Origin of the sequence: Pseudomonas sp. TE3-3-F2023, assembly GCF_036784815.1 — a bacterium.
Lineage (GTDB): Bacteria > Pseudomonadota > Gammaproteobacteria > Pseudomonadales > Pseudomonadaceae > Aquipseudomonas > Aquipseudomonas pudica.
Genome location: NZ_CP145113.1, coordinates 3,214,356 through 3,234,803 on the forward strand (window position 1 = coordinate 3,214,356; position 20,448 = coordinate 3,234,803).

Genomic DNA, 20,448 nt, shown 5'->3' on the forward strand with positions numbered 1-20,448 from the left:
AGCCGGTCATTACAGAGATGAGGGACATGCGTGGGTCCATTGTGGGAGCGGGCGAGCCCGCGAAGCACGCACCGCGGTGGCTGGCAAGTACCCTGTGGGAGCGGCTTCAGCCGCGAAGAATCCAGCGCGGTGCATGGCACCGGCTGCGCCGGTGTTCGCGGCTAAAGCCGCTCCCACAGGGTATGTGCCGTGCGCTCACCGATTCTTTGCTGCCGCCCATCGCACAGCAAAGCAACTCTCAGTAAACTGCACACTCCAACACCAACATCCGTTGAACTCGAGGTTTCTGCATGACGCTCAGTCCTTTGGCAGGCAAGCCGGCTCCGGCCAGCGTGCTGGTCGATATTCCCCGACTGCTCACCGCCTACTACACCGGCCGCCCCGACGCTGCCGTGGCGGCCCAGCGGGTGGCCTTCGGCACCTCGGGGCATCGTGGCACTTCGCTTGAATTGAGCTTCAACGAGTACCACGTCCTGGCCATTACCCAGGCCATCTGCCTGTATCGCCAGGAGAAGGGCATCGATGGCCCGCTGTTCATCGGCGCCGACACCCACGCACTGTCGGCACCGGCTACCGCCAGCGCCCTGGAAGTGCTGGCGGCCAACGGCGTGCAGGTAATGCTGTCCAAGGACGACGAATACACGCCAACGCCTGCTGTTTCCCATGCCATCCTCTGCCACAACCGTGGCCGCGAGCAGGGCCTGGCCGACGGTATCGTCATCACTCCGTCGCACAACCCGCCGCAAAGCGGTGGCTTCAAGTACAACCCGCCCAACGGCGGCCCGGCCGACAGCGACGTCACCAAGTGGATCGAGGCCAAGGCCAACGAACTGCTGGCCGCTGGCCTGGCGGGCGTCAAGCGCATGGACCATGCCCAGGCGCTGCAGGCATCCACCACCCAGCGCCACGACTACGTGAGCAACTACGTGGCCGACCTGGAAAACGTCATCGACTTCGACGTCATCCGCGGCGCCAAGCTGCGCCTGGGCGTCGACCCGTTGGGCGGGGCAGGGGTGCGCTACTGGTCGGCGATCGCCGAGCATTACCAGCTGGACCTGGAAGTGGTGAATACCGAGGTCGACCCGACCTTCCGCTTCATGACCGTCGACTGGGACGGCCAGATCCGCATGGACCCGTCATCGCCATACGCCATGCAGGGCCTGATCGGCCTGCGCGAACGCTTCGACGTGGCCTTCGCCTGCGACCCGGACCACGACCGCCATGGCATCGTCACCCCGGATGGCCTGCTGCAGCCGAACAACTACCTGGCCGTAGCCATCGACTACCTGTATCGCCACCGCCCGCAATGGCGCAGCGATGCCGCCGTCGGCAAGACCGTGGTGTCCAGCGGCCTGATCGACCGCGTCACCAAGCGCCTGGACCGTGAGCTTTACGAAGTGCCGGTGGGATTCAAGTTCTTCGCCCAGGGCCTGTTCGACGGCACGCTGGGCTTTGGTGGCGAGGAAAGCGCGGGGGCTTCGTTCCTGCGCCGCGATGGCTCGGTCTGGGCCACTGACAAGGACGGGCTGATCCCGGCCTTGCTGGCTGCCGAGATGACCGCCCGCACCGGGCGCAACCCCAGCCAGGCCTACGCCGACCTGACCGAGGCGCTGGGCAAGCCTTTCGCCACCCGTGTCGAAGCCAAGGCCGATGCACGGCAGAAGGCTTTGCTGAGCAAGCTGGCGCCGGAGCAGGTGAAGTCGACCGAACTGGCGGGTGAGCCGATCGTGCAGATCCTCAGCCATGCGCCGGGTAACGGTCAGGCGATCGGCGGGCTGAAGGTGATGACCGCCAATGGCTGGTTCGCCGCGCGCCCCTCGGGCACCGAGGACATCTACAAGATCTACGCCGAAAGCTTCATCGATGAGGCGCACCTGCAGCGCCTGGTGCAGGAAGCGCAGGTACTGGTGGATGCGGCGATTGCCTGACAGGTAACAAACCGCTTGGTTCTGCGGCTCGGTGTAAATTAGAATTAATCTTATTTACGCCACCGCAGGGCCTTCCCCCATGATCGACGCCGCGCCGCCACCGGAGCATAGCCTGCCTGCCCTGTACCGGGAACATCGCGGCTGGCTGGAAACCTGGCTGCGGCGGCGCATGGGCAACGCCTGGGATGCCGCCGACCTCAGCCAGGATACCTTCCTGCGTATCCTGGCCAGCGCCCAGCCGCTGGCAGACATTCGTGAACCGCGTGCCTACCTGCTGACCGTGGGCAAGCGCCTGTTGAGCAACTTCCACCAGCGCCGCAGCCTGGAACAAGCCTACCTCGATGCACTGGCGCACTTGCCCGAGCAGCATGTGCCCTCGCCAGAGCAGCGTTGGCTGCTGCTGGAAACCCTGCAAGCCCTCGACGAGTTGCTCGACGGCCTCAGGGCGCCGGTACGCAAGGCCTTTCTCTGGAGCCAGCTGGAGGGCCTGGGCTATGCCGAGATCGGCAAGCGCCTGGGCGTTAGCGAGCGCTCGGTCAAACGCTACATGGCGCAGGCCTACGAGCATTGCCTGCTGGCCGAATTGTAATGACCAGCCATTCTCCCGAAACCCGCGAGGCATTGCGGGCCGCCGCGCGCTGGCTGGCGCTGGTGGACTCTGGCGCTGCCAGCGAGGGTGACCTGCAGTGCCTGGAGCAATGGCGCACCAGCAGCACCTTGCACGAACACGCCTGGCAAAAGGCACTGCTTTTGCGCCAACGCTTTTGCGCGCTACCCGGCGCAGTGGCCATGGCCACCCTGGACCGCCCGGATACCGGCCGCCGGGCTTTGCTCAAGCAGGCCCTGGGCGTGGCGGTATTGTTGCCAGCTGCCTGGCTGGCAAGCCGCGAACTGCCGCTGGAGGCCTGGGCCGCCGACATGCACACCGCGGTCGGGGAGCGCCGGCAGGTGCTGCTGAACGATGGCACATTCGTGCAGTTGAACACCGACAGTGCGGCGGATATCGACCTGGGCGCCCGTCACCTGACATTGTTGCGTGGCGAAGTGGCAGTCAGGTTGCCCGGCAATCCGAGCCTGACGCTGCGGGTGCCCTACGGCCAGGTCGCGCTGGATGCCGGCGAGGTGTGCCTGCGCCTGGTCGATCAGGCTTGCCGGGTATCGGTGCTCGAGGGCACGGCCAACCTGCAGCCGCGGCTCGGCCCGGCACTGCTGCTGCAGGCCGGGCAGCAGGCCAGCCTGCAAGTGGCCGGGGTTGGCCCTGTCACAGGGCTGGACGCCTGGCAGCTGGGCTGGCGCGAAGGCGTGCTGCGCCTGGAGGACCGCCCCTTGGGCGAGCTGCTGCACGAGCTGCGCAGGTACCGGCCCGGCGTGCTGCGCTGGGCGCCCGAACTGGAGGCCCTGCGCGTGACTGGCACGTTCCGCCTCGACGACACCGACCGGGTGCTGGCCTTGCTTGCCGCCAGCCTGCCGTTGCAGGTGCACACGCGCACGCGGTATTGGGTGAGCCTGGCCCCGCGAGAAAATCGCGCATGAGGCTGTCCCCTTTTTTTCACTCACCGGTCATTACCGGTAGGAGCAAATAAAGGGGAGCCTTGTTCAATGCCTGTTGTCATGACCTGCCGCCTGCGCCCACTGGCGCGTGCGGCACATCCGCTGTTCGCCATGAGCCTGTTGTTGTGTGCACCAGCCTGGGCCGATGAACCCGCCCGGCGCAGCTATCAGGTGCCGGCCGCAAGCCTGGGGGCGGCACTTACCCAGTTTGCCGACCAGGCCGGGGTCAGCCTGTCGCTGGACCCGCTGCTGGTCAACGGCCGGCAGAGCAAGGGCCTGTCCGGCAGCTACAGTGTCGACGAAGGCTTCACCCAACTGCTGCGCGGCAGCGGCCTGCAGTTGCTGCCGGTGGGCGAGGGCGCTTTCACGTTGATGCCGGCCACCCAGGCGGGTAGTGCGCTGGAAATCGCCCCGACCAGCATCGTCGGTGGCCTGGCCGCAGGCAACGAAACGCAACCCTATGCCGGTGGCCAGGTGGCCCGTCAGGGTTCACAGGGCCTGCTGGGTACGCGCGACTTCATGGAAACCCCGTTCAGCATCACCAGCTACACCAGCGAACTGGTGAAAAATCAGCAGGCGCGAACCTTGGGCGAGCTGATCGCCAGCGACCCATCGGTGCGCGCCACCAACCCGGCGGGTGGGCGCTTCGAGCAGTTCACCATTCGCGGCTTCAGCCTGTTCAACAGCGATGTGGCCTACAACGGCCTGTACGGCATCTTGCCGACCTACTCGATCGACATGGAAATGGCCGACCGGGTCGACATCATCAAAGGCCCCAGTCAGCTGATCAACGGTATTTCACCGCGAGGCAGTGTCGGCGGCGGCATCAATGTGCAGCCCAAGCGGGCCGGCGTCCAGCCGCTCACCGAGTTTACCGGCAGCCATGCCTCGGCGGGCCAGGCAGGCGGTGCGGTGGACATTGGCCGGCGCTTTGGCGAAGGCCAGCAGTTCGGCGTGCGTTTCAATGGCGTGAAACAGGCGGGCGACACCGAATGGGACCACCAGCGTGTCGAGCGCGAAATGGCGGTGCTGGGCCTGGACTTTCGTGGCGAGCGCCTGCGGCTTTCGGCAGACCTCGGCCATACCGAGCGCGACGCCGATGCACCGCAGGAGCGGGTGCTGGTCGGTGCCAATGCCAAGGTGCCGGATGCCAACGACGTACGCCACAACTACGCCCAGGCCTGGAGCAAGGCGCGCACCAACGACACCTTCGGTGCGCTGCATGCCGAGTACGATATCAGCGAGTCGCTGCTGGCCTATGGCGCGGTCGGCGCGCGCAAGAGCAACCATGACTTCCTGCGCCACAACGTGTCCATCAGCAACGATGCCGGCGACTTCACCGTGCAGCCGCGCGACTTCACCCGGGATGAAACCGTGCGTACCGCCATGGCCGGCGTGCGCAACTGGTTCCATACCGGGCCGGTCAGTCACGAACTGAACCTGGCCGCCACCTACTTCTACATGGACTTCACCAACGGCGGCGCCCGCTATGCCTCGGCGCCCAGCAACCTCTACCACCCGGTGGCCACGCCGACACCGGGCACACCAACCCGCATCGACCCCGAGGTGTACACGGAGAACCGGTTCTCCGGCGTGGCTCTGGCCGACACCCTGGGCTTCTTCGACGACCGCCTGCTGCTGACCTTGGGTGCGCGCTGGCAGCGGGTGCAAGTGGATGACTGGAGCGACGGCATCAAGGGGGATACCGCCTACGATGAAGAGAAGGTGTCGCCCTCGGGCGGCGTGCTGCTCAAGGTTACCGACCAGCTGTCGTTGTATGCCAACTACATGGAGGGCCTGAGCCAGGGCAAGATCGCGCCGTCGACATCGGTCAACGAAGACCAGATCTTCCCACCGTTCACCAGCCGCCAGGTCGAGGTGGGGGCCAAGTACGACCTGGGCCAGGTCGCCTTTACCGCCAGTGCCTTCCGCATCCGACAGCCCGCCTACGAAACCAACCCCACGTCGCGGGTGTTCGGCCCCAATGGCAAGCGCGACAACCGCGGTATCGAACTGAGCGTGTTCGGTGAACCCGTGCAAGGCGTGCGTGTGCTGGGTGGGATGATGTACATCGACAGTGAACTGACCGACACCATCGGTGGCGCCTACGATGGCAACCGCGCGCCGGCCACGCCCGAGTACAACGTCAACCTCGGCGCCGAATGGGACGTGCCTGGGGTGAACGGCCTGACCCTGACGGCGCGAGGCATCCACTCGAGCTCGCAGTACCTGGACCAGAACAACAGCAAGAAGATCGACGGTTGGGAGCGTTACGACCTGGGCGCGCGTTATGCGTTCAAGGTGGATGCCACCCAGATTACCTTGCGCGCCAGTGTCGAGAACGTGCTGGACGACCGCTACTGGAGTTCGGCCGGGGCCTCGGATGACAGCGAGCCGGGGCTGACGTTGTCCACGCCGCGTACCTGCCTGCTGTCGGCGACAGTGGGTTTCTAGCCCATTCTAAAAGCTGGCGCATTCCCTGTAGGAGCGGCCTTGTGTCGCGAAAGGGCCGCAACGCGGCCCCAGGATTGATGCGCAACAGTTGAAATTGCTGGGGCTGCTTTGCAGCCCTTTCGCGACACAAGGCCGCTCCTACAGGTTGAACCGATCGGTCAGACCGAATCAGGCACCACGGCGATCACGTCGATCTCCATCAGCCACTCGGCCTGGGCCAACCCGGCCACCACCAGCCCGGTGGAAATCGGGAACACCCCCTTGAGCCACTTGCCCACCTCCTTGTACACCGGCTCACGGAAGCGCGGGTCGGTGATGTAGGTGGTGGTCTTGACGATGTGCGACAGGTCCGAGCCGGCCTCTTCGAGCAGCTGCTTGACGTTCTTCATCGCCTGCTCGGCCTGGGCCCTTGGGTCACCCAGGCCCACCAGGTTGCCTTCGAAGTCGGTGCCGACCTGGCCGCGCACATAGATGGTGTTGCCGGCGCGCACCGCCTGGCACAGGTCGTTGTCCAGGGTCTGGTTGGGGTAGGTGGCCTTGGTGTTGAACATGCGGATGCGAGTATGGGTAGGCATCAGTGGGCTCCGAGGGTGCTGACGTTGCTGATCTTGGATTGTTGCTGCTCATCCGCCGCGCGTTGTTCGCGGTCGCGGTAGGCGGTATAGGTGCGTTGCGTGGCGATGTGACCGGCGACGTGCTTGGCGTCGTGCCACACGCCCCAGATGAACGACGAGCCACGGCGCGACAGCCACGGCAGGCCAAGGAAGTACACGCCCGGCTCGCGGGCCACGCCGCGTTGGTGCTGGGGCTTGCCGTTGGCGTCGAAGGTGTCTACCTGCAGCCAGCTGAAGTCGACACCGTAACCGGTCGCCCAGATGATGCTGGTGACGCCGGCCTTGGCCAGGTCCAGCTGCTGCAGCGGGTTGCGCATGCATTCAGGGTCGGCCAGGCGCTTGCGGGCTTCGGGCTCTTCCGGCAGGTCCAGGCCGTTGCGCTCGATGTAGGCATCGGCGGCATCCAGCAGGGCCAGGTAGTTTTCGTCGCCGCGGTTGATGTTCTCGACCAGGTTGTCCTGGAAGCGCGCCACGCCGTTTTCGAACGACTGGGTCAGGCCGACCAGGGTCATGCCCTGGTGGGCGAGGGCGCGGAAGTCCACGGTGTGGCCGCCACGTGCGCCACTGACGGCAATGGTCACGTGCTCGCGGCCAGGCTTGGCGATTTCCGCATCCCACTCACCCAGCACGCCCAGCCACCAGCAGAAGTCGCGGTTGCGGTAAGCGCGTGGCGGGCGATCGTGGGCGCCGACCGAGAGGTACACCTGGCGCCCGGCACGCATCAGTTCTTCGGCGATCTGCACGCCGGAGGAACCGGCGCCGACCACCAGCACAGCGCCTTCTGGCAACTGCTCGGGGTTGTAATAGGCCGCGGAATGGATCTGGTGCAGGTTGCCGTCTTTCGGTGCGATGGCCGGGATCACCGGCTTCTGGAACGGGCCGGTGGCGGCGACCACGCGGTTGGCGCGAATCACGCCTTCACTGGTTTCGATGGTAAAACCGGGACGGTCGCTGTTGCGCAGCACTTTCTTCACTTCGATGCCGGTGCGTACGGGCAGGTTGTACTTGCGTACGTACTGCTCGAAGTAGTCGGCCACCTGGTCCTTGCCGGCGAAGGCGTCGGCGTCGAGGTTGAATTCCAGCCCCGGGAAGCGGTCGTGCCAGACCGGGCCGTTGGCCACCAGCGAGTCCCAGCGGCCGGTGCGCCAGGCCTCGGCGATGCGCTTGCGCTCCAGCACCAGGTGCGGCACGCCAAGCTTGCTCAGGTGTTCGCTCATGGCCACGCCGGCCTGGCCGGCGCCGACGACGAGGGTGTCGATTTCGAGGTTGTTCAGTGTCATGTCCGAGCCCTTGTTCAGGCGGTTTTTGTCAGGTCGGTTTGGAGGACCGCCGTTGCCTGGGGCCAGACTAGGGATGCCGTGGAATTGGCGAAAATAGTATTTAGCTGGGGTTTGCCGATAAAACGGCGAAGACCCTGGATTCTGTGGCTTGCGAGTTGGACGCAAAGGGGCCGCGCGCTGTGCCGACAGGAATGGTTGGCCCGAAACAGATGTAGGAGCAGCCTTGTGCTGCGAAGCGCCGCGCGGGCGGCGCTCGATCTCAGCCACAACAAAGTTTTTTCCTGCCTAACCCCTCGGAAAAAGGTCGTTTCGCCGGCCGAAAGGTTCAACCCAGAATGCCGTGTATCGCACAGCACAACAGGAACCATGACATGACTTTTTCCATCATCGGTCGTTGCCAGGAAACCGGCCAGGTCGGTATCGCCATCAGCTCTTCAAGCATCGCAGTGGGCGCCCGCTGCCCGTGGGTGCGTGCCGGTGTGGGTGCGGTCGCCACCCAGAACATCACCTTGCCGGCGCTGGGCCCGCAGATTCTCGATGCCCTGGAACAGGGCCAGTTGCCGCCTGCCGCTGCGCTGGACCGTGTACTGAGCGCCAATGGCTGGAGCGAGTACCGCCAGCTCACGGTGATCGACAACCATGGCCAGGTGGCGCTGTTCACTGGCAAGGAAGCCTTGGGCACGCACTACGCCCTCGCCGGTGAGCAATGTGCGGCAGCAGGCAACCTGTTGGCCTCGACCCAGGTGATCGAGGCGATGGTGCAGGCCTTTGAACAGGCTGGCGGGCATCTGGCCGACCGCCTGCTGGCGGCCATGCACGCGGCGATGGCTGCAGGCGGCGAGGCGGGGCCGGTGCACTCGGCGGCGTTGAAGATTGCCGGCGAGCTGACCTGGCCGCTGGTGGACCTGCGCGTGGACTGGGCCGAGGCCGACCCGATCGCTGTACTCGATGGCCTGTGGCAGGCGTACCGGCCGCAGATGCAGGACTACGTCACCCGCGCCCTCAACCCAACTGCCGCGCCAAGCTACGGGGTGCCGGGCGATGAGTGAATTTGCCAGTCGCGCGCTGCTGGCCAGGCTGATCGGCTTTGCCACGGTCAGCCGGGATTCCAACCTCGAACTGATCGGCTTCATCCGCGACTACCTGGCCGAGCTGGGCGTGGAAAGCGAACTGTTCCATAACCCGGAAGGCACCAAGGCCAACCTGTTTGCCACCATCGGCCCCCGGGACGTTGGCGGCGTGGTGCTGTCCGGGCATACCGATGTGGTGCCGGTGGACGGCCAGGCCTGGACAGTCGAGCCGTTTGCCCTGAGTGAGCGCGACGGGCGTCTGTATGGTCGGGGCACGGCCGACATGAAGGGCTTCATCGCTTCGGTGCTGGCGGCTGTACCGGCGTTTCTCGCCCAGCCGTTGCGCATGCCGGTGCACCTGGCGTTCTCCTACGACGAGGAAGTCGGCTGCCTGGGGGTGCGCTCGATGCTGGCCGCGCTGGAGCAGCGTCCGCACAAGCCACGGCTGTGCCTGATTGGCGAGCCCACCGAACTCAAGCCGGTGCTGGGGCACAAGGGCAAGCTGGCGATGCGTTGCCAGGTGCATGGCGCGGCCTGCCACTCGGCGTATGCGCCGTATGGGGTGAATGCCATCGAGTATGCGGCGAAGCTGATCGGCAAGCTGGGTGATATCGGTGATGCCCTGGCGTTGCCGGAGCATCACGACAAGCGCTTCGACCCACCGTTCTCGACTGTGCAGACTGGTGTGATCAAAGGGGGCAGGGCGCTGAACATCGTGCCGGCGGAATGCGAATTCGATTTCGAAGTGCGGGCCTTGCCGGGGTTCGAGGCGCAGGCAGTGGCCGACCAGTTGCAAACCTATGCCGAGGCCGAATTGCTGCCGCGCATGCGCAAGGTCAATGCCGCCAGCGCCATTCGCTTGCAGCCGTTGAGTGCGTATCCGGGGCTGGCCACCCCAGCGGATAGCGAGGCGGCTCGCCTGGTGGCGTTGCTCAGTGGTTCGGATAAGTTCGGTACGGTGGCGTTTGGTACCGAAGGTGGGCTGTTCGAACAGGCAGGCATCCCGACTGTGGTGTGTGGGCCTGGGAGCATGGACCAAGGGCACAAGCCGGATGAGTTCGTCAGTGTCGAGCAGTTGCGGGGGTGTGATGCCATGTTGCTGAGGTTGGTGGATTACCTCAGGCAGGGTTGATTGCGCTGGCCTCTTCGCGGGCACGCCCGCTCCCACAGGTACAGCACCGCCAGGACAGCCGGCGATATACCTGTAGGAGCGGGCGTGCCCGCGAAGGGCTGCAGAGCAGCCCCAATCAAGATTTCAGAAGGTAGCCTTGACCTGCAGGCCAACCACCAGCGCGTTGTCGATATCCTTCCCGGAGAACGCACCCGGTTCGATGATGTACTGCACATCCGGGCGCAGGTTCAGCCACGGCGTGGCCTGGTAGCCGTAGCTCAGCTCGACCAGCTGCTCGGCGCTGTCGATATCGGGGAACTGCTCCCCGGCATTGAACGCGGCATCTTCCAGCACGTCGCGGCTACGCGGGTTGGGCACGGCACGGCCATAGCCCAGCGCCACGGTATCCTTCGGGCGGCCTGCGAACGGCTTGTACAGCACCACGCCAGCGCCATACCACTTGGTGAACGGCGAGGCGGCCTTGCTCGACGCCGAGTACTGGCCGAAGGCATGCAGGCTGCGGCCCGGCAAGCCCTGGTCGTTCCACACGGCCTGGTCGACCAGCAGGTAGTGGCCGCCGCGGCCGGACACTTCCTCGTCGCTGCCGATGCGCTTCACATCGGAGCTGTCGTAGTAGTAGCCCAGTTTGTACTCGCCGGGCAGCTCGCCCTGCAGCTTGTACACCAGCTCTACCGGTACCACGGTGCCGGTGGTGTGCTTGGGACCCAGGTGCCAGGCGCGGCTGGAATTGCCGTTGCTTTCCGGGTCGACGTTGAACGCCGCCACACGCAGCTGCCAGGACGGCGACAGGTCGTACTTCACCCGCACGCCCAGGTGGGCATTGGGGTAATTGGTCCAGCCACTGCCGCCAGACATGTTCAGCGGGTGGCCGCAGAAGCCGGCGTTCATGAAGTTGCACAGGATGCCACTGTCCAGGCCGCCGAGGTCGTTGCCCATGGCCATGTAGCCGAGCTTGACGTTGAGTGCCGGGGTGAACAGGGTGCGCTCGTAGCTCAGCTCGGTCAGGCGGGTGTACAGGCCGCCGAAGTTTTCCTGGATCGGCAGCCGGTTGCCCACCAGGTCTTCCGAGGCGCTGTTGCCGCGGCGGTCGTTGATGGTCAGCTGGACCTTGCCACCGTTGTCCAGGCCGTACAGTTTCGACAGGTCGAACTGCACACCCAGTTTCAGGTTTTGCGAGTAGCGCGCCGAGCGGTGCAGGCCACCGTGGGCGTTGTAGGCGGTTTCGCCGCTGTAGTCGCCGGTGAACTTGACGCCGTCTTCTTCCAGCTGGTGACGCAGGCCGCCCCAGTCACCGGTCAGGGTGCTGCGGGTCATCAGGTCGCCGTCGGCCAGGGCGGTGCTGCTGGCCAGGGCCAGCAGCAGGGTGGGGGTGATGCGAATTGCGGATGGCATTGCTGAATCTCGGGTTGTCTTCTAAGGCCTCTTCGCGGGTGAGCCCGCTCCCACAGGATTTTCACTGCCCTTGCAAACGGTGCAGTTCCTGTAGGAGCGGGTTTACCCGCGAAGGGGGCGACGCGGTGTTACGGCAAGGCGTAAGAAATCACGTAGTCGCCACGGTCAGTCGACTGGCGCGCGCCGCCAGCCGTGATCACCACGTACTGCTTGCCGGTCTTCGGCGAGACGTAGGTCATCGGGCCGCCCTGGCTGCCAACTGGCAGGCGGGCCTTCCAGATTTCGTTGCCGTTGCTGCTGTCGTAGGCGCGCAGGTAGAAGTCCTGGGTACCGGCGATGAACACCAGGCCACCCTGGGTCGACAGGGTGCCGCCAAGGGTCGGCAGGCCGATCTTGATCGGCAGGTGCATGCGGATGCCCAGCGGGCCGGTGTCCTCGACGGTACCCACCGGTACCTGCCACGCCACCTGGCGGGTCTTCATGTCGATGGCGGTCAGGGTGCCGAATGGCGGCGCCTGGCACGGAATGCCGGCCACCGACAGGAAGCGGTTCTTGTTCACCGCATACGGGGTGCCCTTGAGCGGTACTGCGCCCATGCCGGTGTTCAGCGCTTCGCCTCCGGAAGCGGCACTGCCTTTGTTCTGCGACGGGATCATCTGGATCCACAGGCCCAGGCGCATGTCGTTGACGAAGATGAAACCATGTACCGGGTCGGTGGAGATGCTGCCCCAGTTCATGCCACCCAGCGAACCCGGGAAGCTCAGCGACAGGTCGGTGCCCGGCGCGGTGTACAGGCCGTCGTAGCGCATTTTCTTGAAGTCGATGCGGCACAGCAGCTGGTCGTACGGGGTTGCGCCCCACATGTCCGATTCGGTCAGGGTCTGCGCGCCGATCTGCGGCATGCCCACCGACTTCGGCTGGGTTGGCGAGTATGGCTCGTTGGGGATGTTGCCTGGCTTGACCGGTACTTCGTCGACCTGGGTCAGCGGCTTGCCGGTGGCGCGGTCGAGCACGTAGATCTGCCCGGCCTTGGTGCCGATTACCACTGCAGGTACCGACTGGCCGTCGTCCTTGGTGAAATCGATCAGGCTCGGCTGCATCGGCAGGTCGAAGTCCCACAGGTCGTTGTGCACGGTCTGGAACACCCACTTCTGGTTGCCGGTGGTGGCGTCCAGGGCCAGTATCGAAGCGCCATAGGTGTGGTCCAGCTTGCTGCGTTCGACACCGTAGATGTCGGTGGACGACGAGCCCATCGGCAGGAACACGGTATTCATCGCCGGGTCGTAGGACATCGGGGCCCAGCTGTTGGGGGTGCTGCGCACATAGGTGCTGTCACCCTGCGGCGCCTGGCGATCTTCCGGGTTGCCGGGGTCGAAGGCCCAGCGCATTTCACCCGTGATCACGTCGAAACCACGGATCACGCCGCCTGGCATGTCGGTCTGGACGTTGTCGGCGATGCGGCCGCCGACCACCACGGTGGTACCGGCCATCAGAGGTGCCGAGGACAGCTGGTAGTAGGAGTCCGGCACATCCCCCAGGCCGGCCTTGAGGTCGACCTGGCCGTTGTTGCCGAAGCCCTGGCAGAACTCGCCGTTATCGGCGTCGACGGCAATCAGGCGGCCATCGATGGTGTTGGTCAGCAGGCGACGCTGGCAGTTGGCACCGGCCGGTACGCTGACCGCGGTGATTGGCGAGCTGTTCGGCTGGGTCGGCTGGGCGATGGCGGCAGTGGCGTCGAAGTAGGCCATGCCACGGCAACGCTGCCAGACCTTGGACTGGGCGTTGATCGCGTTCTTCCAAAGCTCCTTGCCGGTGTCGGCATCGAGGGCGATCAGGTTGTTGTGCGGGGTGCAGATGAACACCTTGTTGCCGACCTGCAGCGGGGTCAGCTGGTCTTCGGCACCGTTGCCGTCGCTGAGCGCCACGTCACCGGTGTGGTAGGTCCAGGCTACCTTCAGCTTGTTGACGTTGTCGCGGTTGATCTGGTCCAGCGCGGCGAAGCGGCTGCCACCTTCGGTGTTGCCGTAGTGGGCCCAGTCCTTCTGCGCCTTGTCGGCTTCGACCGGGGTCATGCCCGGGCCTTTGCCGGTGGGGGCGACACTTGGGTGGGCGACGAACATGTTGCCGGCGGCGATCACCAGCAGCACGGCCATCACCCCGGCAACGCCATAGGCACCGCGGCCGGCGCTGGCGCCATTGGCACGGGCCAGCAGCGGGTAGACCAGCGCCACCACCATGCCGATTGCGCCGAACATGAACAGGCGCGAGAACAGCGGCCAGAACACCAGGCCAGCATCGATCAGCGCCCAGATGGCAGTGCCGACCAGAAATGCCGCGTACAGCCAGGCGCCAGCCGGTTTGCGGCGAGCGATGAGGACGCCGGCGATGGCCATGGCCAGGCCGCCGATCAGGAAGTACCAGGAACCGCCCAGGCCGGCCAGCTTGACGCCGCCCGCAGCCAGGAGGAGGCCGAGCAGGGCGATGATCACGCCCAGGCCGACCAGGATGATGTTTGTGGCGCCAGAGGCGCGCGGGGTTTCTTTCATGCCAGGGATCTCAGCAGGTGGAATGCGCGCAGTGTAATCTCTTAGCTTGCTAATTAACAAGTTGGTACATAATTTTGTGGGGCGGATTGTCGCAGGGCTGAACTGTGCAATGTGTGGCTAAAAGTCTAGATCATGCGTTTAAAAATGCAGTAAACAAGATGTTCATGTCGGGTGGGTGACCCGCGTTCGGTTTTCAATGACCGGATTTACGCCGGCCACGGAGTACTGCTGCTGTAGAACACCGCGAGCCAGATGGTGGCGGTGCCGGGGGCGGTCCATTCCACGCGGTGGCGGTAATGCGGTGGGATGTCCAGGCAATCGCCCGGCGCCAGCAGGCGGGTGTGGCTCTCGTGCTCGAAGCGCAGGCCGGCGGCACCACTGAGCAGCACGATCCATTCGCCTTCGGCCTGGTCGTACCAGAAATCGGGCGGGCTGGCCTGGCCGCTGGAGACGATACGTTCCACGCGCAAGCCCGGGCGGCTGAGCAGTTGGTCGACCCATTCGGCGCTGGTGGGATCGCAAGGGGGAAGGGCAGTCAGCAGGTTGGTCGGGATCATGGAAAACCTCGTTTGAAAGGGGGTGGTTCCACTATGGACGCAATTGCCGTATGCCGCGCTTCTTGACCGGCCCGGCTGTTTGTAAGAACTTTCCGGGATTTGGAAGACGGGCAACAAATGGACAAACTCCTGGCGATGAAGATGTTCGTGGCCACCGTCGATGCCCAGGGCTTTTCTGCTGCCGCACGCCGGCTCGGGCTGGCGACATCGTCGGTGACGCGCCTGGTCGATGCGCTGGAAGCGGCGTTGGGCGCCACCTTGCTCAACCGCTCCACCCGCCAGGTCAGCCTGACCGAGGCCGGCGCCCGGTATTACCAGCGCGCGCGGGGTATTTTCGAGGCCCTGGACGAGGCCGATGCCAGTGTCGCCGACCGGGGCGAGGAGCCTGTCGGTGTGCTGCGGCTGTGCTTGCCGGTGGAGTTCGGCAGGCGGGTCATCGCCCCGCACCTTGGGCCGTTTTTGGCGCAACATCCGGCTCTGGAGCTGGACATCGACCTCAGCGACCGCCTGGATGACCTGCTTGACGGGCGCTATGACCTGTCGATCCGCCTGGGCGACCCCTCGCCCAATGACGAGCTGGTATGCCGCCAGTTGGGGCGCTTCCAGCGCTGGCTGGTGGCCAGCCCGGGCTATCTGGCCGGGCGAGACGCGCTGGAGCATCCGCGGCAGTTGCTCGGGCACGCCTGCCTGCGCTTTCGCTACGGGCAGAAAGGGCGCCCCTGGCGCCTGGCCCGTGGGCAGGACAGTCTGGAACTGGATGTGAGCGGGCCGTTGCGCAGTGCCAATGCCGACATGCTGCGCGAAACCGCACTGGCGGGCAGCGGCATCGCGCTGCTCGCCGACTGGCTGGTGCAAGAGGATGTGGCGGCCGGGCGCCTTCAGCGGCTGTTCCCCGATTGGCAGGCCAGCCCCGGCGCTGCCAATGACAGCATCAACGCCCTGTACCTGCCCAACCATCGTGGTTCGCGGCGGGTGAATGCCTTTATCGACTTTTGCGAAAACCTGTTGCAGCGCAGCACCTAGTGTTGCGCAGTGTGCAAAGCCCTGTTGCGCCAGCGCTGGATTCTCGCCTGAAGAACGTCTGGGTATGGTGGCCAGCATATTCCAGCCATTGCCGAGGACACTCGCATGAACCCTTCCCTTGCCGCGGCGCAGCCTGCAGCCACCGGCCTCAGCCGGGCCTTGGTCGCCCTGCTGGCTTTCTGCTGCGGCGCCATCGTCGCCAATATCTACTACGCCCAGCCCATCGTTGGCCTGATCGCCCCGGACCTGGGGCTGTCCACCGAGCATGCCAGCCTGATCGTTTCACTCACACAGCTGGGCTATGCCCTGGGCCTGCTGTTGCTGGTTCCACTGGCCGACCTGTTGGAGAACCGCCGCTTGATGGTGGCTACCGCCGTGCTGGCCTGCGTCAGCCTGCTGCTGGCGGGTACCAGCAGCAGCGGCCAAGGCCAGCTGTTCCTCGGCTACGCGCTGCTGATCGGTTTCAGTTCCGTGGCGGTGCAGATGCTCATCCCGCTGGCCGCGCACCTGGCGCCGGAGCAGCAGCGTGGGCGGGTGGTCGGCAACATCATGGGCGGCCTGCTGCTGGGTATCCTGCTGGCGCGGCCGTTGTCCAGCCTGGTGGCCGACTACTTCGGCTGGCGTGCGGTGTTCATTGGCGCTGCCGGGGTGATGCTGGCGATCATCCTGCTGCTGGCCCTGACCTTGCCGCGGCGGGTGCCCGAGCACAAGGCCAGCTATGCCGGCCTGATGCTGTCGCTGCTCACGTTGCTGCGCCGTTATCCCTTGCTGCGCCAGCGCTCGCTTTACCAGGCGTTGATGTTCGCGGCGTTCAGCCTTTACTGGACGGCGGTGCCGATGGCCCTGGCAACCGAGCATGGCCTGTCGCAGAGCCAGATCGCGGTATTCGCCCTGGTGGGCGCGGTGGGCGCCGTTGCCGCACCCATGGCCGGCCGCCTGGCCGATGCCGGGCATGCCCGGGCCGGTTCACTGCTGGCGTTGTTGCTGGCGCCAGCGGCACTGTTGCTGGGGCTGACAGTGCCGGGCTACAGCGTGATCGGCCTGGGCCTGACCGGCGTGCTGCTGGATTTTGCGGTGCAGATGAACATGGTCATCGGCCAGCGTGAAGTGTACGCGCTGGACCCGGCCAGCCGCGGGCGGCTGAACGCGGTGTACATGACCAGCATCTTCCTGGGTGGGGCGCTGGGTTCGGCGGTAGCCAGTGCGGTGTTCAGCCAGTTTGGCTGGCAGGGTGTGGCGCTGGTGGGGGCGGGGTTGCCGGGGGTGGCCTTGGTCATCTTCATGGCCAAAGCGCGCCGGGGTTGAATGCGAGCTCACAGGTTGTCGCGATCCCTGTAGGAGCGCGACAGCCTTTGCGTAGTGCTACCGCCCAAGCGGCAACGCCACACCAATCAAGGCAAACAGGCTGCCGCAGCAGCGATTGAAGCCCTTGCCGCCCCTGGCCAGCCATGGCCGGATGCGAAACGCCAGGCGTGCCAACAGGTATTCGACCAGGAACTCGACGCTGGCAAAGGTTGCCGCCATCACCACGAACTGCAGCAGCAAACCTCGCTGCGGGTCGATGAACTGCGGCAGGAAAGCGCCGTAGAACAGCAGCACCTTGGGGTTGGCCATGGCCGACAGCAAGCCCTGGCGGAACAGCCCGGCATTGCCCGGCCGCGCGTTTTGCGCAGTCAGTTCCAGGTGCAGGCCCGGGCTGCGCCACAGTTGGATACCCAGCCAGATCAAATAGGCACCACCCACCCATTTGAGCACGCTCAGCACCGAGGCCGAGGCCTGCAGCAGCGCGCTGAGGCCGAACATGGCAAGGGCGATCAGGGCGCTGAAGCCAAACACTCCGCCGACGATGGTGAACAACGTCCTGCGTGCGCCATACAGGGCACCATGGGTCAGGGCCAGCAAGCTGTTGGGGCCTGGGGTCAGCGACAGGCCGATGCTGGCCAGCAGGTAGATGAGCCAGGTTTCGAGTGCCATGGTGGGAACGCCTTGTTGATCGGGAGGGCGCCAGTCTATGGCGTCGGCTTTGGTCAGAAATAGTATGATCTGGACATCTGATAGTTTTTTCTGGACGCAATGCCATGCTGCCCGATATCCGCTTGCTGATCTTGCCATTACCGGATTTCGCCCTGCTGCCGTTCGGCGCCTTTCTCGACAAGTTGCGTTTCAGCGCCGACGACGAGGACTACAGCCAGCAGCGCTACTGCAGCTGGACCGTGGCAGGGCTGACCCTCGACCCGGTGCCGTCGAGCAGTGGCGCGGTGGTGCAGGTCGAGGCCGTCGCTGGCCAGCTCGAGCTGGCCAGTTTCGACTACCTGGTGGTGTTCGGCGGGCGCAACGCCATGGCCACTGCCGCGCTGGCGCCTCGCTACCGGCCCTTGCTCAGGCAGGCCGGCAAGGCTGGCGTCAAGCTGGTGGGGGTCGACAACGGTGCTTTCCTGTTGGCCGCCTGCGGGTTGCTGCAGGGCCACAAGGTAGTGGTGCACTGGCGCCACGAAGCCGAATTCCGCGCAGCCTTCCCGCATTTGCAGGTGCTGAGTGAGCAGCTGTATTGCATCGACGGTAGCCGCATCACCTGCGCTGGCGGCACCGCGGCCATCGACCTGGCCGTCGCGCTGTTGTCACGGGCCTGCGGGCGGGCCCGGGCGCTCAAGGGCCTGGCCGACATGCTGGTGGATGAAACCCGCGATAGCCGCCATGCCTTGCGCTCGCTGGAGCTGGGGGCCGGGCAGGGGCGGCAGGTGCAGCGCGCCCAGGCGTTGATGCGTCATCACCTGGGTTCGCCATTGACCACGGAGCAGTTGGCGGCGGAGCTGGGCATCAGCCGGCGCCAGCTGGACCGGCAGTTTCACGCCAGCCACGGCATGAGCGCCAAGGCCTGGTGGCTGGAGATGCGCCTGCAACAGGCGCGCTGGCGCTTGCTCAATTCCAGCCACAGCCTGGCGCAGATTGCCGATGAAGTGGGCCTGGGCGATGCCAGTTACCTGGGCAAGTGCGTGCGGCGGCGGTTCGGTTGCACGGCCCAAGCGTTGCGTGACGGCAATATCTCGCCCTGAAGCCCGGCGCGCACTCTGTAGGAGCGGCCTTGTGTCGCGAAAGGGGTGCGAAGCGCCCTCGGTATCTTGGCATCAATGCAAAACTGCCGGGACCGCTTTGCGGCCCTTTCGCGACACAAGGCCGCTCCTACATAAAGCGCGTCAGCCGGGTCTACTGCGGCGTCCCGAACAACCCTGTCCAGTAAATCCCCGCATCACTCTTCGGGTCCACCGCATATGCAGCGCCCAGCTCACGGAAGTCCGGGTTCATCAGCGTCGCGCAGTGCCCTGGGCTATCGAGCCAGCCATCGACCACCTTGCGCGCGGTGTCACGCCCGGCGGCGATGTTTTCGCCGATCTGCTGATACAGGTAGCCGGCCAGCTCTGCCCGGTCACCGGGGGTGCGGCCATCCTTGTCGATGTGGTCGAAGAAGTTCTGGTTGGCCATGGCCCGGGTGTGGTTGGCAGCAACCCCGGCCAGCACCGTGCTCCAGCTCAGCGCGGGGGCGGCGGCGAAAGGCTGGCCACCACATTGGCGCGGCACCTTGCGCGCGGCGTTGATCTCCTGCAGCACCTTCTGCCCCTCGGCCTGCCAGTCGCCCAGGCGGCCACTGAGCAGCGGCCGGGCCAGCACGATGCGCCAGTCGCGGCCTTCCTGGCTGACGCCGATATCGACGAACTGTGGGTCGAGCACCACCTGGCAGAAGCTTTCTTCGATGGCATGCATGGCAGCGCGCGCATCGCGCGGCCCCGACAGGCTGATGGCCTGCACATTGACCATCGGGTAGGCGGCGCGGGTCATGGCCTGCTGCAGGTCGCGCGTACCCTCTGGCGACAGCGCCAGGCGGGTATCGCTGTTGAGCGGCGGCAGCTCCAACGACGCTTCGCCACCGCAGGGCTGGGCCTTGCTGCGGTAGACGTTGATCGAATCGATCAGTTGCGCCTCTTCGCCGGTGGCAGCCAGTGCCCCGGCCGAAACGACCAGGCCCAGCGACAAGGCGGCAACGGATGACAGGACGCGCATGTGGATCTCCCTATGACTGGCAGCGTCGTGGTTTGCGCTGCTCATCCTACACAAGCCCGCGGCTTTTGGCCCGGGATCGTGCAAAGCAATGAAAACGCCGGCATTCGATGCTGGCGCCACAAGGGGGAGTAGACCACTGATCATCGGAAAAGTGCGGACAGTTGGTAATCATTCCTATCAAACCGCAGTTGTCAGCCCGTTTGCCGGCGCCCGCTGGGTATCAGCGCGCCACCGCCTGGTTCGGTTTGTAGAATAGAAAATGCCTGGTCTGCGCCGTCCGGCGGTAGGCTTTGGCCCAGTCCGGGCGCACATTGCGATCATGGAAGTACAAGGCACCCCCGGTACGGTCTTTCAACTGCTGGTTGAGCGCCTTGCGCGCAATCTCCTTGGCAATGTCGTAGCGTTGCGCTTCTTCGACCTGGTCCGGGCGCCCGTCGCACCACCAGGAGAACTGGCAGGCCTTGCTTTCAACACCCTGCTTGACCACGCCACAGATGGTATGCGGGAAGCCATCGTGGCCCAGGCGGTTGAGCACGACGTTGGCCACGGCGGCCATGTCTTCGGCGTCGGCACCCTTGGCTTCCCAGTAGATGGTGCGGGCCAGGCAGGTGATGCTGTCATCCAGCGGCGCCTGGCCGGCCGGGTCCACTGCCTGCGCTTCGCCCGGCGTGAGGGTCTCGGCCTTTTTCGGGGGTGGTGTGTCATTCACCACTTTTTCCTCGAGCACCTCGGCCTTGTCCTCGGCGACGGCAGCCTTGGCCGGGGCGGCCGCGTGCAAGGGGCCTGCGAGCAGGGCCGAAACCAGGCCGATCACCATCCACGAAAAGCGCATGATGCAAGCTCCC

Annotated in this window: 17 protein-coding genes; 9 read left to right on the forward strand and 8 right to left on the reverse strand. The window is 65.4% G+C overall.

Annotation, left to right across the window (positions count from 1 at the left end; all coding sequences use genetic code 11):
• Positions 1–290 precede the first annotated feature (290 nt).
• The 4 genes from pgm (at position 291) to V3314_RS14550 (ending at position 5,933) form a co-directional block, all read left to right on the forward strand.
• Positions 291–1,928, forward strand: a complete 1,638-nt coding sequence (pgm, locus tag V3314_RS14535) for a phosphoglucomutase (alpha-D-glucose-1,6-bisphosphate-dependent) (RefSeq protein WP_046615419.1) — start codon at positions 291–293, stop codon at positions 1,926–1,928.
• Between the two features lie 79 nt (positions 1,929–2,007).
• Positions 2,008–2,517 (forward strand): sigma-70 family RNA polymerase sigma factor, encoded by a 510-nt coding sequence (locus tag V3314_RS14540; protein ID WP_046615418.1) that lies wholly within the window; start codon positions 2,008–2,010, stop codon positions 2,515–2,517.
• Entirely contained in the window at positions 2,517–3,461 is a 945-nt protein-coding gene (locus V3314_RS14545) for a FecR domain-containing protein (RefSeq protein ID WP_046615417.1), read from the forward strand. Before V3314_RS14540 ends, V3314_RS14545 begins: the two co-directional genes overlap by 1 nt.
• 66 nt (positions 3,462–3,527) lie before the next feature.
• The gene (locus V3314_RS14550) at positions 3,528–5,933 is read left to right on the forward strand and encodes a TonB-dependent receptor (protein WP_338459164.1); all 2,406 of its coding nucleotides are present in this window, start codon (positions 3,528–3,530) and stop codon (positions 5,931–5,933) included.
• Between the two features lie 158 nt (positions 5,934–6,091).
• On the opposite strand, the gene V3314_RS14555 is transcribed toward V3314_RS14550, so the two are convergent.
• On the reverse strand, positions 6,092–6,508 hold the full coding sequence (locus V3314_RS14555; RefSeq protein WP_015270679.1) for a RidA family protein: 417 nt from the start codon (positions 6,506–6,508) through the stop codon (positions 6,092–6,094).
• Positions 6,508–7,827 carry an NAD(P)/FAD-dependent oxidoreductase gene (locus V3314_RS14560; RefSeq protein ID WP_046615415.1) on the reverse strand — a complete coding sequence of 440 codons (1,320 nt, stop codon included), beginning with the start codon at positions 7,825–7,827 and terminating at the stop codon, positions 6,508–6,510. The genes V3314_RS14555 and V3314_RS14560 overlap by 1 nt, the downstream gene beginning before the upstream one ends.
• 371 nt (positions 7,828–8,198) lie before the next feature.
• Here V3314_RS14560 and V3314_RS14565 point away from each other — a divergent pair, with 371 nt between their 5' ends.
• The gene (locus V3314_RS14565; RefSeq protein ID WP_046615414.1) at positions 8,199–8,876 is read left to right on the forward strand and encodes a DUF1028 domain-containing protein; all 678 of its coding nucleotides are present in this window, start codon (positions 8,199–8,201) and stop codon (positions 8,874–8,876) included.
• Positions 8,869–10,029, forward strand: a complete 1,161-nt coding sequence (gene argE, locus V3314_RS14570) for an acetylornithine deacetylase (RefSeq protein ID WP_085599027.1) — start codon at positions 8,869–8,871, stop codon at positions 10,027–10,029. The genes V3314_RS14565 and argE overlap by 8 nt, the downstream gene beginning before the upstream one ends.
• Positions 10,030–10,152: 123 nt before the next feature.
• Here argE and V3314_RS14575 read toward each other — a convergent pair whose 3' ends face one another.
• The 3 genes from V3314_RS14575 to V3314_RS14585 form a co-directional block, all read right to left on the reverse strand.
• On the reverse strand, positions 10,153–11,421 hold the full coding sequence (locus V3314_RS14575; protein WP_046615412.1) for a carbohydrate porin: 1,269 nt from the start codon (positions 11,419–11,421) through the stop codon (positions 10,153–10,155).
• A gap of 128 nt (positions 11,422–11,549) precedes the next feature.
• A complete protein-coding gene (locus V3314_RS14580; protein WP_196174426.1) occupies positions 11,550–13,967 on the reverse strand; it encodes a glucose/quinate/shikimate family membrane-bound PQQ-dependent dehydrogenase in 2,418 nt (805 codons plus the stop codon).
• 206 nt (positions 13,968–14,173) lie between these two features.
• Positions 14,174–14,524, reverse strand: a complete 351-nt coding sequence (locus V3314_RS14585) for a cupin domain-containing protein (RefSeq protein WP_338459165.1) — start codon at positions 14,522–14,524, stop codon at positions 14,174–14,176.
• 117 nt (positions 14,525–14,641) lie between these two features.
• Between V3314_RS14585 and V3314_RS14590 the strand changes: the two genes are divergently transcribed.
• Positions 14,642–15,547 carry a LysR family transcriptional regulator gene (locus tag V3314_RS14590; protein ID WP_085599021.1) on the forward strand — a complete coding sequence of 302 codons (906 nt, stop codon included), beginning with the start codon at positions 14,642–14,644 and terminating at the stop codon, positions 15,545–15,547.
• 105 nt (positions 15,548–15,652) lie between these two features.
• Positions 15,653–16,852 (forward strand): MFS transporter, encoded by a 1,200-nt coding sequence (locus V3314_RS14595; protein ID WP_046615408.1) that lies wholly within the window; start codon positions 15,653–15,655, stop codon positions 16,850–16,852.
• A 57-nt stretch (positions 16,853–16,909) separates the two neighbouring features.
• On the opposite strand, the gene V3314_RS14600 is transcribed toward V3314_RS14595, so the two are convergent.
• On the reverse strand, positions 16,910–17,521 hold the full coding sequence (locus tag V3314_RS14600; protein WP_046615407.1) for a LysE family transporter: 612 nt from the start codon (positions 17,519–17,521) through the stop codon (positions 16,910–16,912).
• A 104-nt stretch (positions 17,522–17,625) separates the two neighbouring features.
• Here V3314_RS14600 and V3314_RS14605 point away from each other — a divergent pair, with 104 nt between their 5' ends.
• On the forward strand, positions 17,626–18,600 hold the full coding sequence (locus tag V3314_RS14605; protein WP_338459166.1) for a helix-turn-helix domain-containing protein: 975 nt from the start codon (positions 17,626–17,628) through the stop codon (positions 18,598–18,600).
• Positions 18,601–18,751: 151 nt separating this feature from the next.
• On the opposite strand, the gene V3314_RS14610 is transcribed toward V3314_RS14605, so the two are convergent.
• Together V3314_RS14610 and V3314_RS14615 are read right to left on the reverse strand one after the other, a co-directional pair.
• Positions 18,752–19,603: a CAP domain-containing protein gene (locus tag V3314_RS14610; protein WP_025338862.1), complete on the reverse strand. Its 852-nt coding sequence runs from the start codon at positions 19,601–19,603 to the stop codon at positions 18,752–18,754.
• A 220-nt stretch (positions 19,604–19,823) separates the two neighbouring features.
• On the reverse strand, positions 19,824–20,435 hold the full coding sequence (locus tag V3314_RS14615; protein ID WP_338459168.1) for a cell wall hydrolase: 612 nt from the start codon (positions 20,433–20,435) through the stop codon (positions 19,824–19,826).
• Positions 20,436–20,448: the final 13 nt, after the last annotated feature.

Excerpts from the sequence above, each read along its gene's own strand:
- V3314_RS14595 (WP_046615408.1), top strand. The coding sequence starts at position 15,653 with ATGAACCCTTCCCTTGCCGCGGCGCAGCCTGCAGCCACCGGCCTCAGC.
- V3314_RS14600 (WP_046615407.1), bottom strand. The coding sequence starts at position 17,521 with ATGGCACTCGAAACCTGGCTCATCTACCTGCTGGCCAGCATCGGCCTG.
- V3314_RS14605 (WP_338459166.1), top strand. The coding sequence starts at position 17,626 with ATGCTGCCCGATATCCGCTTGCTGATCTTGCCATTACCGGATTTCGCC.
- V3314_RS14545 (WP_046615417.1), top strand. The coding sequence starts at position 2,517 with ATGACCAGCCATTCTCCCGAAACCCGCGAGGCATTGCGGGCCGCCGCG.
- V3314_RS14575 (WP_046615412.1), bottom strand. The coding sequence starts at position 11,421 with ATGCCATCCGCAATTCGCATCACCCCCACCCTGCTGCTGGCCCTGGCC.
- V3314_RS14550 (WP_338459164.1), top strand. The coding sequence starts at position 3,528 with ATGCCTGTTGTCATGACCTGCCGCCTGCGCCCACTGGCGCGTGCGGCA.
- V3314_RS14580 (WP_196174426.1), bottom strand. The coding sequence starts at position 13,967 with ATGAAAGAAACCCCGCGCGCCTCTGGCGCCACAAACATCATCCTGGTC.
- V3314_RS14585 (WP_338459165.1), bottom strand. The coding sequence starts at position 14,524 with ATGATCCCGACCAACCTGCTGACTGCCCTTCCCCCTTGCGATCCCACC.
- V3314_RS14560 (WP_046615415.1), bottom strand. The coding sequence starts at position 7,827 with ATGACACTGAACAACCTCGAAATCGACACCCTCGTCGTCGGCGCCGGC.
- argE (WP_085599027.1), top strand. The coding sequence starts at position 8,869 with ATGAGTGAATTTGCCAGTCGCGCGCTGCTGGCCAGGCTGATCGGCTTT.
- V3314_RS14555 (WP_015270679.1), bottom strand. The coding sequence starts at position 6,508 with ATGCCTACCCATACTCGCATCCGCATGTTCAACACCAAGGCCACCTAC.
- V3314_RS14610 (WP_025338862.1), bottom strand. The coding sequence starts at position 19,603 with ATGCGCGTCCTGTCATCCGTTGCCGCCTTGTCGCTGGGCCTGGTCGTT.
- V3314_RS14540 (WP_046615418.1), top strand. The coding sequence starts at position 2,008 with ATGATCGACGCCGCGCCGCCACCGGAGCATAGCCTGCCTGCCCTGTAC.
- V3314_RS14565 (WP_046615414.1), top strand. The coding sequence starts at position 8,199 with ATGACTTTTTCCATCATCGGTCGTTGCCAGGAAACCGGCCAGGTCGGT.
- pgm (WP_046615419.1), top strand. The coding sequence starts at position 291 with ATGACGCTCAGTCCTTTGGCAGGCAAGCCGGCTCCGGCCAGCGTGCTG.
- V3314_RS14590 (WP_085599021.1), top strand. The coding sequence starts at position 14,642 with ATGGACAAACTCCTGGCGATGAAGATGTTCGTGGCCACCGTCGATGCC.
- V3314_RS14615 (WP_338459168.1), bottom strand. The coding sequence starts at position 20,435 with ATGCGCTTTTCGTGGATGGTGATCGGCCTGGTTTCGGCCCTGCTCGCA.